Origin of the sequence: Vibrio galatheae, assembly GCF_000967545.1 — a bacterium.
Classification (GTDB): domain Bacteria; phylum Pseudomonadota; class Gammaproteobacteria; order Enterobacterales; family Vibrionaceae; genus Vibrio; species Vibrio galatheae.
Genome location: NZ_JXXV01000007.1, coordinates 1 through 15,914, shown reverse-complemented (window position 1 = coordinate 15,914; position 15,914 = coordinate 1). Strand labels below are relative to the sequence as shown.

Annotated in this window: 15 protein-coding genes; 9 read left to right on the top strand and 6 right to left on the bottom strand. The window is 44.7% G+C overall.

Going from position 1 to position 15,914, the window contains the following annotated elements; translation table 11 throughout:
• Positions 1–102 precede the first annotated feature (102 nt).
• Entirely contained in the window at positions 103–1,809 is a 1,707-nt protein-coding gene (locus TW81_RS02825; RefSeq protein ID WP_045954223.1) for a phospho-sugar mutase, read from the top strand.
• A 184-nt stretch (positions 1,810–1,993) separates the two neighbouring features.
• A complete protein-coding gene (locus TW81_RS02820) occupies positions 1,994–2,941 on the top strand; it encodes a Solitary outer membrane autotransporter beta-barrel domain (protein ID WP_275041433.1) in 948 nt (315 codons plus the stop codon).
• A gap of 46 nt (positions 2,942–2,987) precedes the next feature.
• Here the strand turns inward: TW81_RS02820 and TW81_RS02815 are convergent, their stop codons facing one another.
• Complete coding sequence (locus tag TW81_RS02815) at positions 2,988–3,407, bottom strand: GNAT family N-acetyltransferase (protein WP_045954221.1); 420 nt, start codon at positions 3,405–3,407, stop codon at positions 2,988–2,990.
• 66 nt (positions 3,408–3,473) lie between these two features.
• Entirely contained in the window at positions 3,474–4,106 is a 633-nt protein-coding gene (locus TW81_RS02810; RefSeq protein WP_045954220.1) for a LysE family translocator, read from the bottom strand.
• A gap of 219 nt (positions 4,107–4,325) precedes the next feature.
• On the opposite strand from TW81_RS02810, the gene TW81_RS02805 reads away from it, so the two are divergent.
• The 3 genes from TW81_RS02805 (at position 4,326) to TW81_RS02795 (ending at position 6,265) form a co-directional block, all read left to right on the top strand.
• Positions 4,326–5,165 carry an AraC family transcriptional regulator gene (locus TW81_RS02805; RefSeq protein WP_045954219.1) on the top strand — a complete coding sequence of 280 codons (840 nt, stop codon included), beginning with the start codon at positions 4,326–4,328 and terminating at the stop codon, positions 5,163–5,165.
• 75 nt (positions 5,166–5,240) lie between these two features.
• Entirely contained in the window at positions 5,241–5,960 is a 720-nt protein-coding gene (locus TW81_RS02800; RefSeq protein WP_045954218.1) for an AzlC family ABC transporter permease, read from the top strand.
• On the top strand, positions 5,957–6,265 hold the full coding sequence (locus TW81_RS02795; RefSeq protein WP_045954217.1) for an AzlD domain-containing protein: 309 nt from the start codon (positions 5,957–5,959) through the stop codon (positions 6,263–6,265). Before TW81_RS02800 ends, TW81_RS02795 begins: the two co-directional genes overlap by 4 nt.
• Before the next feature lie 180 nt (positions 6,266–6,445).
• Here TW81_RS02795 and TW81_RS02790 read toward each other — a convergent pair whose 3' ends face one another.
• The 3 genes from TW81_RS02790 to lamB form a co-directional block, all read right to left on the bottom strand.
• A complete protein-coding gene (locus tag TW81_RS02790) occupies positions 6,446–7,060 on the bottom strand; it encodes a fumarylacetoacetate hydrolase family protein (RefSeq protein ID WP_045954216.1) in 615 nt (204 codons plus the stop codon).
• A 166-nt stretch (positions 7,061–7,226) separates the two neighbouring features.
• A complete protein-coding gene (locus tag TW81_RS02785) occupies positions 7,227–8,135 on the bottom strand; it encodes a MalM family protein (protein ID WP_045954215.1) in 909 nt (302 codons plus the stop codon).
• A gap of 80 nt (positions 8,136–8,215) precedes the next feature.
• Positions 8,216–9,511 carry a maltoporin LamB gene (gene lamB, locus TW81_RS02780; RefSeq protein WP_045954214.1) on the bottom strand — a complete coding sequence of 432 codons (1,296 nt, stop codon included), beginning with the start codon at positions 9,509–9,511 and terminating at the stop codon, positions 8,216–8,218.
• A gap of 446 nt (positions 9,512–9,957) precedes the next feature.
• Between lamB and glgX the strand changes: the two genes are divergently transcribed.
• Complete coding sequence (glgX, locus tag TW81_RS02775) at positions 9,958–11,907, top strand: glycogen debranching protein GlgX (RefSeq protein WP_045954213.1); 1,950 nt, start codon at positions 9,958–9,960, stop codon at positions 11,905–11,907.
• A 168-nt stretch (positions 11,908–12,075) separates the two neighbouring features.
• Entirely contained in the window at positions 12,076–12,942 is an 867-nt protein-coding gene (locus tag TW81_RS02770; RefSeq protein ID WP_045954212.1) for a glycerol kinase, read from the top strand.
• Here the strand turns inward: TW81_RS02770 and TW81_RS02765 are convergent.
• Entirely contained in the window at positions 12,939–13,841 is a 903-nt protein-coding gene (locus tag TW81_RS02765) for a LysR substrate-binding domain-containing protein (protein ID WP_045954211.1), read from the bottom strand. The genes TW81_RS02770 and TW81_RS02765 overlap by 4 nt on opposite strands.
• A gap of 148 nt (positions 13,842–13,989) precedes the next feature.
• Between TW81_RS02765 and hisC the strand changes: the two genes are divergently transcribed.
• Both hisC and TW81_RS02755 read left to right on the top strand, forming a co-directional pair.
• Positions 13,990–15,108: a histidinol-phosphate transaminase gene (gene hisC / locus TW81_RS02760; protein WP_045954210.1), complete on the top strand. Its 1,119-nt coding sequence runs from the start codon at positions 13,990–13,992 to the stop codon at positions 15,106–15,108.
• The gene (locus tag TW81_RS02755) at positions 15,092–15,865 is read left to right on the top strand and encodes an ABC transporter substrate-binding protein (RefSeq protein WP_045954209.1); all 774 of its coding nucleotides are present in this window, start codon (positions 15,092–15,094) and stop codon (positions 15,863–15,865) included. The genes hisC and TW81_RS02755 overlap by 17 nt, the downstream gene beginning before the upstream one ends.
• Positions 15,866–15,914: the final 49 nt, after the last annotated feature.

The following is a 15,914-nucleotide window of genomic DNA, read 5'->3' as shown; positions in this document are numbered from 1 at the left end:
ATCCAGATAATGAGAATTAATATCAATTAAAATCGGGATAAATCGGGCAAATAACATAGACTTAAATTAAGCATCTGCTTTGGCATGAAGAAGGTAAACATCATGATGGAACAAGTTACGAACTGGTTGGAAAAAGATCCTGACCCAAAAACGAGAGAAGAACTGCAACACCTAATCGATAAACAAGCGATGATAGAACTGGAAGAGCGGTTTAGCCAACGCTTAGAATTTGGCACAGCCGGGCTGCGCGGCAAAGTTGGATGTGGCCCCAACCGCATGAACCGATTGGTGATACAAGAAACAGCAACGGGCCTTGGCCATTACCTAATCAAACAAGTCAATGACGCTAAAACACGTGGCGTGGTCATCGGTTACGATGGTCGTACGGATTCGAAGCAATTTGCTCATGACACTGCATCTGTGCTCACCTCGTTGGGTATTAAGGTATTCCTCACCCATGCAGTCGCCGCAACCCCAATTGTCGCATTTGGCGTCAGGCACTTTAACGCAGCGGCCGCCGTGGTGGTCACGGCAAGCCACAATCCGCCAGAATACAACGGCTTTAAAGTCTATTGGGAAAATGGCGCACAAATAATCCCACCACACGATTCTGGTATTGCCAGAGAAATCGATCTCGCTGCGACGAAACCAATCCCATTGATGTCACTCAGTGATGCAGAAACACACAACTTACTTATCTGGTTGCGAGAGGATTACTACCAAACCTACCGCCAAGCCATGAACACCAATCCTTTACTTGGCAATCATACTGAACCCGATGGCATTACGATTGCGTACACCGCCATGCATGGTGTTGGAGCGCAAATGGCGCAGACATTACTCAAAGATGCTGGGTTCAACCACTTCTTCAGTGTGGCCGAGCAAAGTCAGCCAGATGGAACCTTTCCGACGGTCAACTTTCCCAATCCTGAAGAAGCAGGAGCGATGGATATGGTGGTGGCATTGGCAAAACAGCATAATGCCGATATCGCTTGTGCCAATGATCCCGACGCCGATCGCTTCGCCGTTGCTGTTCGCAAACCTGATGGTGACTACCAAATGTTAACTGGTGACCAAGTAGGCACTTTGTTTGGCGATTATCTGCTGTCAAAGACCGAAGCGAATAAACAGCTTGTGGGCAATACCATTGTCTCGTCTACGTTGTTAAATAAAATAGCCCAAGCGCACGGAGCAACATACTACCAAACACTGACAGGTTTTAAATGGCTCACCAACGTGGCAATGCAAAAACTCAGCGATGACCAACAGTTCCTCTTTGCGTATGAAGAAGCGCTTGGCTACACGGTCGGCAACAAAGTTTGGGACAAAGATGGTCTATCTGCACTGGTTGCTTTTGCCCAATTGACCGCCGAGCTCAAAAGCCAAGGCAAAACAATTTGGGATCGTTTAGAGTCCATCTATCGCCAACATGGTCTCTATCTCAATGCTCAGCGCAGTATTGCTCTCGATCCAAAATCACCTCCGATGGGTAATAAGCTCAGAGCCAATCCACCCACCATGATCGCTGGCAGTACAGTGGTCATATCTGAGGATCTTAAATCGGGTATTAAAACTTTTGCCGATGGCACAACAGAAACCATCGAGCTTCCTGCAAGTGATGTCTTGATTTACCACCTATCGTGTGGCGCCCGAGTGATTGTGAGACCTTCTGGAACTGAACCTAAACTCAAATGCTATTACGAAGTAATCGAGAAATTCACCGATTCAGATACATTTGCTCAAGTTTTTGATAAAGCGTCAGAATTGATGGGGATGCTTATCTCAGAGCACCAACATAGTCTGCTGTAGATATATAGCCCAAAGTAAGCAGTCGCTCACTTCCAAATAGGGTATCGCTCTAATTTGGGAGTGTGCTCGCTAAACATGTCACTCATCGATTGCATATCAAATCAATCCTTGTAACATTAATACAGAAAATAACTAATAGGAACGGCGAGTGGCAAGAAGGACGCAAGGAAGATGGTTATATACACTGCCTTTACTCTATGTTGGCAATGTCATGGCGCAGAGCTTTGACGTTATTAGTAATTTCCTTGAGCAAAGTTTCGCTTACACCATAGTCATGAGTGACAGTGACGTCTTTACCGTAGGATTCGCTGATTTCAACCCAAACAACTTGTTCAATACTGAGAATGAAAATTTAGGCACCTACGACTCAGTTGAGAATCGAAAAAAATACGGCATTACCACAATACCAATGTCATTTCGCCTTAATGACGAACAAGATACAAATACTCATTCACTTCTGGTTCGCTTTTCCGGATTAACGACTGAGGATACTATACGCTGGCCCGGCGAGGATCGAGATGACGATTTGAGCCAAGTCATTCTAGATATGTACATCGCATATCGCTATGAGCATGTATTGGATGAAAATTGGTCGATTGAGCCCGGTTTCGGTACTCATTTGATGCACTATCAAAATTCAATGACCTATAACAGCAACACAGGTCGACAATTTCAACCTGTGTTAGATGGTTTGCTTTTTAACACGTCAGCGTGGGCCAATGTCTACGAACCACATATCCGCGTAAATTATCGACAGAAAGAGTCTTGGGGAAAATGGAAGTTGTCATCCAGTGGACACTATTTTTATGGCTATGGCTGGGGAGAGGCCAATGATGGTGATCCTGGTAATCCCGAAGGCTGGTATTTAGTTAATAGTGCAACCGCAGTGTACGATTTCAACCGAATCGGAAGTTCGACCCAATCAATCTACAGCACGATCAGGCGGGTCGATGTGGGCAGCGATGTAGAACACAACTTAGGCACCTCCTCCTACTATGAAGCCTCTCTAGGTTGGTTAATGACTCCTCCTTTTGATATCGGCTTCATCGATAACATCGGCTTAGGGCTGACCTTCAATTATGGAAGCGCCTTCAAGGGCGGCAGTTTAGTTGTGTTTTTCAATCAGGATTAGTGAGAGATAAACGTAGGGGCATTGTCTGATATAGAACTTTAGCGCATTAACCAATGCTCTTTTGCAGAAAAATCTTATCCACACCTTGGGTCGGAAAACCCGAGTAACGCCCAACTTCAGTAAAACCCAGCTTGGCGTAGAAGCCCGGCGCTTGAAAACTATAAGTATCAAGATATAAATCTGTCACACCAAACTCTCTAGCTTCCTCTTCTAGGCGAGCCATCAATACCGATCCTATCCCCGAATTCCTTTCATTTTCATTGACCCATAAGAACTCGACAAATAGGGTATTAGTAAAGATCTCACCCGTCAGTCCACCAGCAAAGTTGCCATCTTCATCTTCTATATAACAGGCGAGACTTTGAACGTCTTGGTCAGGAAAGTGCTTCATATTGAACGTTTTCAAACCGTTATAAATAACATCTCTAATATTTTTCGGTGGGTTTAGCACAAATTGGACATTCATTGTTACTTCCTTGTTTCTGTACAGGTACAAAAAAGGCCAGCAAACGCTGACCTGTTTTACATTCCGTTAGCTCGCAAATGAGCTTAGCATCCAAATGGCGAGCACGACAAATATCGCTCCCATAAACTTATGCTGGTAATTTCGGAAGTTTTCTTTTTCTAACAGAGGCTTACCTAATATCCCTACTAAGGCAACAAGAACAAAATTGAACAGCAATCCCAACACGTTCAATAGCAGCCCCAGAGCCAACATTTGCTCACCGGAAGTTGCACTAATATTGCTAGACACGAATTGCGGCAAAAACATGACAAAAAAGACCAAAGCTTTTGGGTTGAGTAAATTGCTAACCAACGCGCGTTGGTAAAAGGTCGTGGCAACTTTATTGCTCCCATCCAGCTCGGGAGCGATAGCGGCACTTGCTCGCAGACAATCCCAGCCCATTTTAAGCAGGTAAGCACCGCCAAGTAAGTGCAACACTTTTAGCGCGATTGGGCTCATGGCAATCAGCGCAGACACGCCCGCAGCAGCAAATAGAGTAAGAATAATCCCTGAAGTGGCGTTACCTAAACTAGCAAAAACACCCACTCGGCGGCCATAGCTCATACTTGAGCTGGCGATAAGCAGCATATCTGGTCCAGGTAACAGGAGAAGCGCAACAACCGCCGTCAAATAAACAGGCAGCACAGAAATATCGATCATTATTATAATTTCAGCAAACACACAAAGCGCAGAATTTTAATCTGACATAGAAAACAGATCCACAATAATCGGCAGAAAATAGAAATCACATTAGAATAACAACGCACAGTGGAATAAATTGCGTGGCGCTAAAAATTGAGCAATTTTGTACAAAAATAATTGTCCGCTATAAGCTAAACTGATAGATCATTCCGTGAGCGGTACAAGCAAGGAAAGCGTGTGGCAAAAAGCAATAAAGAGTCGGCCAATTTTCGTTTAGCAAGCGAGCTAGGTGGGTTGGAATTGCTCGATGCGAAATATACGCATCAAAACTTTTCTCGCCATAGTCACGAAGGCTACACGATAGGTGTTATCGAAAAAGGGGCACAACGTTTCTATCGCACTGGTGGCAACCATATTGCGCCACAAGATAGCATAATTTTGGTTAATGCTGATGAAGTGCATAACGGCCAGACAGCCACAGAAGGGGGCTGGGAATACAAAGCCATGTACCCATTACCTGAACAGTTTGCTCAGCTTACGGAAGGCTTGTCGTCTGGACACTCTGTCCCCTACTTTCCAGAACCTGTTGTCTACGATCCAGAGATGGCACAGCAACTTCGTCTGGTGTTTGATACCTTAGCTCAGTCCGACAATAAACTGCTACGCGAAACGCTCATTTATGGCACTCTGGTGAAGTTAATCTCTCGTCACAGTAAGTCTAAACAGAGTTGGGAACCTCATACTCGTAGTCAGCGTCAGCTTTTGCTAGTTAAAGAGTTTCTCGATGATTTTCCTCAAGCGGATGTAAGCCTTGAAGACTTATCTAAGTTAGCAGGACTAAGCCCATACTATCTTACTCGTAGCTTCCAAAAAGAGTTTGGCTTGCCACCCCACGCCTACCAAATTCAAGCGAAGTTAAGGGTCGCAAAACAACTGTTACGCAAAGGAATGAAAATTTCTGATGTCGCACAGGAAACCGGATTTCATGACCAAAGCCATTTCCATAGACACTTTAAACGTGCGCTCGGCGTCACGCCCAAGCAGTTTGTCGGCAACACTTACGACTCAAAGTTGTGAGCAAGTTTATACAAGCTTAGATAGCTTCATCGTGACTTAATAAGTTCATCTTCCAATCCACGAACAACAATAATTATGAATACTATGACCTTCGAAAATGACTCACAACTCAGCCGATCTCGGCTTTTTTGGCAAGGCACTCTGGCAATGGTGCCGTTGAGTATCGCAGTGATTCCATGGGGACTGCTGGCAGGTTCTTTCGCCATTGAATCAGGGTTAACCGTTATCGAAAGCCAAGCTCTCTCTGCGATCCTATTCGCCGGCTCTGCCCAATTGGTTGCGACTGGTATGTTTAAAGTTGGCGCCACACTAGCCACCATGCTGTTAGCGATTTTCTTTATCACCTCGCGCCACCTTCTCTACAGCGTGTCAATGCGCGATAAGATTAGTCCACTGCCTTTAAGGTGGAGGTTGGGATTAGGATTCCTGTTGACTGACGAACTTTTTGCCCTCTGTGGGCAGCAATCGCAGAAACAGTTCAATCGCTGGTACGCGTTAGGTGCTGGACTCAGTTTTTACGTGTGTTGGAACCTAGCAACCTTGGCAGGTATTGTCGCCGGAAGCTACATCCCATCGTTGAATGAACTCGGATTGGAATTTGCCGTTGCCGCCACCTTCATCGCCATTGTCGTCCCGAACATAACGTCCTCACCCGTGCTCATCGCGGTTGTTGTGTCTTTAGTCACTTCCGTGGTTTGTTATGCAAAAGGAATAGAATCTGGGCTTATGATTGCCAGTGTTGCTGGAATGGTGGCAGGTTATTTTGCTGAATCACGACAAGGAGGCAAACAATGATCATGCTTTCGATTCTGGCTATGACAGTACTGGTATTCGCCAGTCGTTACCTCTTTTTAGAGCCGCGCCTTCCTTTACGCCTCAATACACAAACGCAGCGTCTCCTAAAATATTCGAGCCCTGCGGTACTCACGGCAATTTGGGCACCCATCGTTTTTATGCCACAGCAAACGGTGTGGTTGTCACCAAGTAACCCATATTTAGTCGCCGCCTTGCTCGCGGCCGTCATCGCCTGGAAAACTAAAAACGTCTTATTAACGACACTGGTCAGCATGGTTATCTTTCTGTGTTTAAAATTGCTTTAGCCAAACAGAGCAGCTAAAACCAGAATGACAACGGCCAGCACCGCGATACACTTAACTAAAACACCGATACTTTTGCTTCCACCATTAGACGCCTGATTACAACAGCCCATAATAAAAAACCTCCTATTGCACATTCAATAGGAGGTTAACTCTTACCCTTAGGTCAAGGTAAAGCAATATTTAGCTCGCGACCCATTCGATCTCAATCAAGGTTTTATCGCCTGACTTTAACCGAGCAAGGAACACATCGTCAGCATGAACTTCACCGACTCCTTGAGGCGTTCCACTCATGATGATATCGCCATCACATAAGGTCGTGTAACTTTTGAGCTCTTCAACGATGACGCTTGGTGAATAGATCATCTGCTTGACCGACCCCTTCTGCACACGGACACAATTAATAAAAAGCTCGATTTCTAAAGATTCAATCTCCAACCCTTCGACGGCGATAAAGCGGCTAAAGAGCGCGGAACCATCAAATGCTTTCGCCCTTTCCCACGGCAGACCTTTTTCTTTTAAGCGCGACTGCAACTCACGCTTAGTCAAGTCTAAACCAACGCCAACGGCGGCGATTTCACCTTGCTTGATGAGGAAACAAATTTCACCCTCATAGTGAAGCCGTTCTTGATGAAATGATGAGAGTTGAGATGTGATAGATGAAGGGGGTTTAGAAAAAACCACCATCTGTTCAGGAATGGCATTGTTCAGTTCTTGGATATGTTCTAAATAGTTGCGACCAACACATAAAATTTTCGAAGGCTTCACCCTTAAATCTCCGAGTTTTACTGAACTCATGTCATCATCCCTGACTCAATTGAACAAGCAAACAGTGTATTCGAAGTCGCTGATAAAGAAACATTTTGCATGCAAAACTAAGAGCCATTACCCATTATTAAGCCTATTTAATCAATGCCAAAAGCCCTCGGCCTATCCGAGAGCTTTTAAAAGATAAAACATCTGCTTATTTAGCGTTGACGGCCTTAACAAAGACTTGCTGCGCACCTTCAACATTAAGGGCTTTTGCTTCTTCAAGTAATGCGAGAGCCTTATCCAGCATCCCGACTTCAACAGCATTTTCTATGCTAGTGAGGTAGAACTGCTGTTGTTCAGACGAAAGTGTTATTTGATCGTTTTCAACATTTACTTGCGTAGAAATAATAGGTGCTGTGCCAACATCAGCTTGGTCTTTTGCTGCCAAGTCTTCTGTGAATTTTTTCTGCGCAGTGTCGGTACTAGAGACCGCAATTGGTTCATCTACAACAATTGCACTATCAACTTTGGCGACGATACTCAGCTCACCAAATTGAGAATGTGGAACTTTAGGGTTAGGTACATCTGGTGGGTAGTTACCTCTCGCTATTGCGTCAAGCTTAACAGGGTGCAGAACCTCTGATTCACCAGAAATCAGTTCAGGTGTTGTATAGATTAATAGTTTAACGCGCTGCTTTCCGACGGGTTGAATCGTTACTTCTGTTGTTAGACGATCACCTTCAAAGCCGTAGGCATGCTTATACTCGAAATCTTCTGTTCCAAATGATTTCAGCACCTGATTATTTTCATTTAGAAGTAATGCGTTCGGGTAGAGAACCGTTTTCTTGAAGTAGCTTATGATCTCTAAATCAAGTTCTTTACCCTGTGTATCAATATTAAAAGCGGCGACAGGACTGACACCTGTTGGAAATTCGAAGTTTTGATTATTTTCATCAATAGAGAAGTTAACCCGCTTAGTAGGCTCAACATTAACCCAATGTATCTGAGAGTACGACTCAACAACTTGTGATGCATCACTTGTATCAAATACAATGGTCTCGGTAGTAGTACACCCCATGAGGGCAATACTGATCGCGCAGCCCAGTACTAAATGTTTCATTGGAACCTCTTTCAGACGAAAAAAGCCGGCTCACTATAAGCCGGCTTAGATTTATGGACTTATAAAATTAGGAAACTATATTACCACCAAGCTTCCATTTGAATACCAACACTGAACTCAGAATCTGCAGTGCTGTCTTTGAAGCTATCGCCTTCATGATCCATGAAGTATGAACCGTAGATTCGAATTTCAGGACGAGCCCAGAAGCTAGAGCCTGCTGACCATGCTTGTGCAATAGTTAGCTTAGAACCTGCGGCGTCAGTTGTTGTACCAGATAGTTTAGTTTCATCAGCAAAGTAACCTGCTTCAAAAACAGTCTTCATGTTTTCATCCCATTTGTACATTGGACGAATTACAGCATTGTATGCTGTGATATCACCTTTATCTGTATCAGATGCTTGAGCATACATTACAACGTGACCAAGTTCCCAAGAATCACCTAGACCAGTGACACCCCAGTTAATGATACGGAAACCGTCTGCGTCGTTATTATCACCTGAGCGATTGAACCAACCGCCACCGCCGTAAGTCGCCATCTGTTTACCGTAAGATGATGTGCCGTATTGAAGTACCGTTTGGTTGAAGCCGTTTGATAAACCAGTACCGAATACCGCAGTTGCAAGCACACCGTCATCCGATTTTACGCTTTGACCTTCAGCTTCAGAAGCAAAGTCATATGCAAAAGCAAGCTCAAGATTGGTATTGTCTGTTAATTTAATTCCAGCAAATCGCGCATCGAATGTATAACCTGAGACTGTTTCGTCTTTGAATTGCTCTTCAGATTTGTAGCAAGAGTCATCTGCAGGTGTTCCGGTACCTGTACACAAATCTTTATCAAAAACAAATGCATTTCCATCTGACACTTTTTGAGAACCATCATCATGCATAATTGCGAATGATGCTTTAACGTTATCACCTAGAGATAGGTTTTCGATACCACCACCAGCACCACCAGACGTATCTAGGAAGTAGAAGTCAGTGATGTGAATGTCTTTACGTTGGTAGTAACGCTGACCAGCCCAAAGGACTGCATCTTTATCACTAAATAGACCTTTAGCTTGAACATTCATTACGCGTAGAGCATTCGAGTTACCTTCCCAGTTGTTGTTACCCGCTTGGCCGTATGCAACTAAAGTTTCCAAGTTAAAAGTAACGTCATCGACTTTATATAGCTCAGCGTTCAGGCCAATTTCACCGTACAAGTCGTCTTCGTTACCTAAACGACCAACTTTGTTTTTCTCGTACGTTGTGTGCGAACCTTCACCACTAAGGCCGACACCAGCACGTGCATAACCGTGGAAATCAACGGCAGCGGCAAAAGCGCCTGCTGATAAAGTTGCGACCACTGCAGCAGCAATTACACTTACTTTTTTCATTATTAACTCCATTTAGGGTTCTTATATTTTTCTTGTCTCTTCCTGAGATGACTTAAAAGGCAGTAAATCAAGTAGACTCAAAAAAGAGAGGTAAGACAGGATGTTGGCTAGACCGTTATCCTCGTTTGTTTCAACTGCAGTAAGGTTAACTAGGGAGGAGGAGAGCAGAATCCTCCAGATGAGAAATAGTTAAGGGGGATGAGAAAGGAGGAGAAATCATCCTTGAACAAAATTTTATGCCTGCAATCACAATATTTGGGCTGAGATTTAGAGTTATCAGAAAAATAACCAGATCAAAACGCAAACTCGATCACCATTTGAAGCTGCACTGACATAATTTTGAAATAAAATTACATTTATAATTTTGTGCTTAGGTGCTTGACCAATCACCTGCAAAACTATTTACTTAAGATCAAACAGTAAACAATTGCAGTAAAGTAGTGATCATGACGTGCTCCCGTCCTTACCCTCTAGGTGCCACACCTGATAACAAAGGGTGTAATTTTTCAATCTATTCACCTCAGACAGATGATATTCAGCTGGCGTTATTTAACGACAACGGTGAGTTCTCCACTTACCCCTTAGAAGGTGACCACGCGGGCATTAAGCATACTTATCTTGAGAATATCTCGCCGGGGCAGAAGTACGGCTACATAGTGACTCGCAAGGATAAACCGCATTTAATTTCTGACCCATACGCTAAAGCGATTGAGAAGCCGCTCCACTACACGGTGCCGTTTAACTCAGACAAGAGTTTCCAACTTGCTAAGTGTGTGGTTGTGAGCGATAAGTTTGACTGGCAAGGTATTGTAAAGCCGAATCGCCCACGAGAAGAGATGGTTTTGTTTGAGACCCACGTCAAAGGCGTATCAAAGCTCAACACCGCCGTTCCAATCGAGCATCGAGGTGGCTACCTTGGATTGGTCAGTGAAGCCATGATCAGCTTCTACCAACAACAAAACATCAACACGTTGCAACTGTTACCTGTCGCAGCCTGTATGCACGAGCCTCATCTACTCAAGATGAATAAGGTCAATTATTGGGGCTATAACCCATATCTATTTATGGTACCTGACCCACGCTATGCGACCAAAGACGCGGTTACCGAACTGAAAACTGCAATTCGAGAGCTGCACCGTCACGGTATTGAAGTGATCCTCGACGTGGTGTACAACCACACCGCTGAAGGCGGGGAAGAAGGTCCAGTATTTAACCTAAAAGCCTTAGATAGCCGTTATTATTTTAAACACGGTGAGCACTACGCCAACTTTACTGGCTGTGGTAATACGGTCGACCTCTCGTATCAGCCTTCGTTGAATCTAGTCATGGATACGCTCAGATATTGGGCCAGCGAGTTTCAGGTTGATGGTTTCCGATTCGACTTAGCTGCAACACTCGGACGCCATGGTGAACATTTCAGCCCCGATGCTGGATTTTTTAAAGCGGTTGCGCAAGACCCGGTATTACGTGAGGTCAAACTGATTGCAGAACCTTGGGATATTGGCCCCAATGGCTATCAGGTAGGCAACTTCCCCTTCGGCTGGAATGAATGTAACGACAGATTACGCGACATCACGCGTAGTTTTTGGCGCGGTGACCAAGGATTTTTGAAAGAGTTCGCGACACGTATTATGGGCTCTCGAGACCTCTATAGTGCAGCGAATTGGCCTTACAAGCTGACCGTCAACTACATCACCTACCATGACGGATTTTGTATGCAGGATCTCGTCTCGTACAAGCATAAGCACAACGAGGCAAACGGAGAGCAAAACCGAGATGGCCACGGTGATAACCGTTCAGATAACTATGGTATCGAAGGCGACACTGAAAACCACACCATCATTGAGCTGCGTGAAAAGCAAAAGCGTAACTTTATGGCGAGTTTACTGTTTGCCTTTGGTATTCCACATATTTTAACGGCAGATGTTGTTTCTCATACTCAAAAAGGCAACAACAACGCCTACTGCCAAGATAACGAAACAAGCTGGTTAAACTGGCAACCGACTGAAAACAAGACTTTATTCAAAACATGGCTTGCCAAGATGGTCGCGGCGAGACAAGAATTCATGGTGCCTTTTATCCGTGCCTTCAGTGGGGAAAACCGCAACGACAACCGTATCTTCTGGCGTCGCCTTGATGGCAGTTTTATGGAACACGATGATTGGAACCGTCTAAGCTCAGTCGCTTTACACTTGGGAATCGGCAAGGATGGCAATGAACTGTTTTACTGCATTAACCAAACCAATGCGCCTGCCCGCTTTACGATGCCAGAGACAGACAAAGAAGAATGGACGATGATCTGCAATACCGACTCGCATGAACTGCACCAGACTATCGACCATAAACAAGTATTAGTGGCACCTCGCTCGATTGCTATCTTCTTTGCCCAATCATAACCGCGTTTGTGAGCAGTGCTTTTTGCGCTGCTCATTGTTTTAATCCTCATCAACACAAAACAATACGTTCGTGCCTACGCCGGCTCCCATTTCCTGTCAACATATGTTCCAAAGCCTTGATTCGTGGCGAGTTACATCGAACAATAAGCGCTCGATAAGGAGATGCCTATGTCAGACAAAATATCGACCACTTCGTTAGCTAAATTACGTGATTTAGACCCAAAGCAACTGTTCAATGATCTTAAGTCTGCTGGCTATATTAATCGCGCAGAAGAGGGTTGGCTGCTAACGCAACTTGGTGGCAAGTTTGGCGGTGAATATGTCGACCACCCTAAGTTTGGCAAATTTATCGTATGGCCGGAAAATTTGCTCATCGACACCATAGCAACCAGCGGAAAAACGCTCAGCGCAACCCAATTGGGTGAACGCTTTTCACTCAGTGCCAAAAAGGTCAATCAGCTGTTACAAGAACTTGGCTGGATTGAGCGTGGTGAAAATGGTTGGTTGGTCACGACTTCGGGTTTAACCGTGGGTGGCTATCAACGAGAAGACAAGCAAAACGATGCTCTGTTTGTCGTATGGCATGACTCAATCGCGCGTAATAAGCGACTAAAACAGTCTGTAGTTGAGTTCTCTGGTCAAGATGCGCAAACCCACGCAACCGATAAGTCTCTTTCTAGTTTTAGGCAAAAATTCGAGGCGAAGCACCGAACCTTAGATGGTCATTACGTCCGTTCTAAAGGGGAGCTAATCATAGATAACTGGCTATACATGAACGGTATTGTCCACTCCTATGACAGACAGTTACCCATTGAACAAGATGTATTAAGCGACTTTTATCTGCCGTCAGGTAAAGTCTATCTACAGTATTGGGGAACAGACACTGGCACCACTTCAGAGCACCAGCAGCAAACCCTCCGCGCCCTCTATCAGCAGCATAACTTTGCCCTGATCGAAGTCTACCCCGATGAAATCGAAAAATTAGATGATGTTCTACCACTCAAACTCAAACCCTATGGGATCAAAGCGTATTAGGTTTTAACTCCGTGGCTACCACTATCTAACGTCAACCACTCAATAAGCCGATTGACCATAAGGTTGTCTTGTTGATGCAAGTGAAGCAAGTGATAGCCATTTCCAGTCGATACGCACTTTTCAAACGGCTGAAGTAACCGTTTCAGCTTGAGATCTTGAGCGGCGAGCGTAATGTCCCCAATCGCAATCCCGAATCCTTGTTGAGCCGCATTCATTGCTTGATCAAGCGTTGCAAATGTTTGATTTGCTTTACCTTTATATTTTTTCAAGCCACTATTTTCCAGCCACAGCATCCAGTCGGATTGCTCTGGGTTAGCGTGCAACCAAGTTAATTGACTAAGCAGCGCTTCTTCATTCACACCTTTCGCCTTTATGTGCTGCCAAGTCTCCGGGGCACATACAGGAGCCAGTAACTCTTCAAATAGCACCGTCTGTTTTACTGCCTTGCTTCGTGTCGGTTTACCATAGGTGATAATTAGGTCAAAACTATCAAAGTTTGGCACGGCCTCATGCTTAGTCGTAGAAGTCAATTCAACATTTACGTCAGGGAATGCCTGTTGAAAGTTCGCTATCCGCGTAAGCAGCCAAGAAGTGATACAACTTGGGGCGTTGAGTTTAATTCGGTTGGCGCTATCAGCGACCTCACGAATCGACATTTGCAAACGCTTGACGATATCTTCGGCTAATGGAACGAACTTATCCCCTTCAGGTGTCAGAGAAAGCCCCCGAGCTTGTCGATAAAACAGTGCAACCCCCATGATCTCCTCAAGTGACTGAATCTGACGGCTAATCGCACCTTGCGTCATGTTAAGTGCTTCAGCGGCATGGGTAAAATTCAGGTAGTAAGCCGTTGAGAGAAATGCTTGAAGATTTTTCGTCGAGGGAAGTCTGGCGTTCATTGTTTTCATCCATGATTTTTTTGCATAGCTAGTATGCCTTTATTTCGATTTAACCCAAAGCACATATTGACTAGATTATTAATCATTAGGAAAAACTACTTAGATATTCACTAACGGATTGACTAAGTATTCATTCAAGGTAGATAACATGGCGTCACTAGCTGAAAAACTCGCACCTGAGAGCATAAAAAAATTAATACCATATCAATCAGCCAGACGTATTGGCGGTTCAGGAAGATTGTGGCTCAACGCCAATGAGCTTGAACATCCCATGTTTTTTGCAGACCATCAGAGCGCTCTGCACCGTTACCCTGACTTCCTACCACATGATATTGCCGCAGCCTATCAAGCATACTGCGATACGACTCAACCCACTATCGCAGTTCGTGGTGCTGATGAAGCGATTGATCTTTTGGTCAGAACATTTTGCCAGCCTGGAGTCGACAGCATTGCTATTTGCACACCGACCTATGCAATGTACGAGTTTTGCGCAGAATCATTGTCTGTCAATGTCATCAAGTGCCCCCTGCTAGCGCCAGACTTCTCGCTGGATGTTGACAGCGTGGTTGCGGCAGCACGCCAAGCTAATATCGTCTTTCTTTGCTCACCAAATAACCCGACAGGTCAACTACTTAAGAAAGAGAATATTGTCTCCGTCCTTGAACAAACACAAGACCACTCTTTGGTTGTGGTCGATGAAGCTTACATTGAGTTTGAACTGGCAGAGAGTGTCGTTGACCTCATCGATCAGTACCCAAATCTGGTCGTTATTCGCACCTTATCAAAAGCATTTGGTCTGGCCGCAGTGCGGTGCGGTTTTATCATTGCGGCGACAAGCGTAATGGAATATGTCGCTAAATTAGTCCCGCCGTACCCAATGCCAGATAGCTCGGCTGAAATTGTGTTAAAAGCACTCACTGCCGAAGGGTTAGCGCAAGTTGCGGCGAATACTCAATCTCTTATTCGAACCCGCGACGCCTTTATTGAACGTCTCAGCACAATCGACTGGATTGATACCATCTATCCATCATCGACCAATTTCGTCCTCATTCGAACGCAACCAGGTATCGAGCTGTTTGAATACCTAGTTAAGCATGGCATCGTGACTCGCAACCAAAGTCATGAACCTAGCCTTAAACACTGTGTAAGGATCACCATTGGCTCAGAAAAAAGTATGCAAGAAGTCAGTGAAATCATTTGCAACTTTTCTGATGCCCTGACACCATCAAACAAAAATAGGGATATTACTCATGAACAAAATGCTTAGTGCCTTAGCTTGCGCCACAGCTCTTTTATCTGCCCCAATCTTAGCGAAAGAAGTTCGATTGGCGTCTGATTTTACTTATCCTCCATTCAATTATATGGATGCAAGCGGGAAACCAGTCGGCTTTGACATTGAGATTGCTGACGCCTTGTGTAGTGAAGCAAAACTAGAGTGTACTTGGGTTTCACAAGGTTGGGATTCACTGATCCCGAGCTTACTTGCACGCAAATCTGACGTGATCATGGCGTCAATGCGCATTACTGAAGATCGTAAAAAGCGTGTGCTATTTACCGATAAATATTACCAAACACCCGCTCGCTTTGTGGCAAGTGCAAACAGCAATATCGAGTTAACACCCGCAAGCCTTAAGGATAAGGTTATCGGTGTTCAAACTGGTACAATTCACGATCGATATGTGACCGATATGTTCGGTGATGTAGCAGAAATTAAGCGTTATACAGGCCAAGATGAAGTATACATCGACATGACGAATGGCCGTTTGGACCTGACTTTTGGCAATTCCGACCAACTAGCTCTGGCATTTTTAGACAAAGAAATTGGCAAAGGTTTTGAATTTGTTGGCAGCCCTGTTACCGATAAAGCCTATATTGGCGAAGGCACAGCGCTCGCTTTACGTCAAAACGACAAAGAGTTAGCTGAAAAATTCAACCAAGCGATTAAAACCATTCGAGCCAACGGCACCTACGACAAAATTGCGGCCAAATACTTCTCGTTTGATATCTATGGCGAAGAGCTATAATCGATAGCGTAAGAGGCTCAACTGAGCCTAATGCCGATCAGTTAAGGCA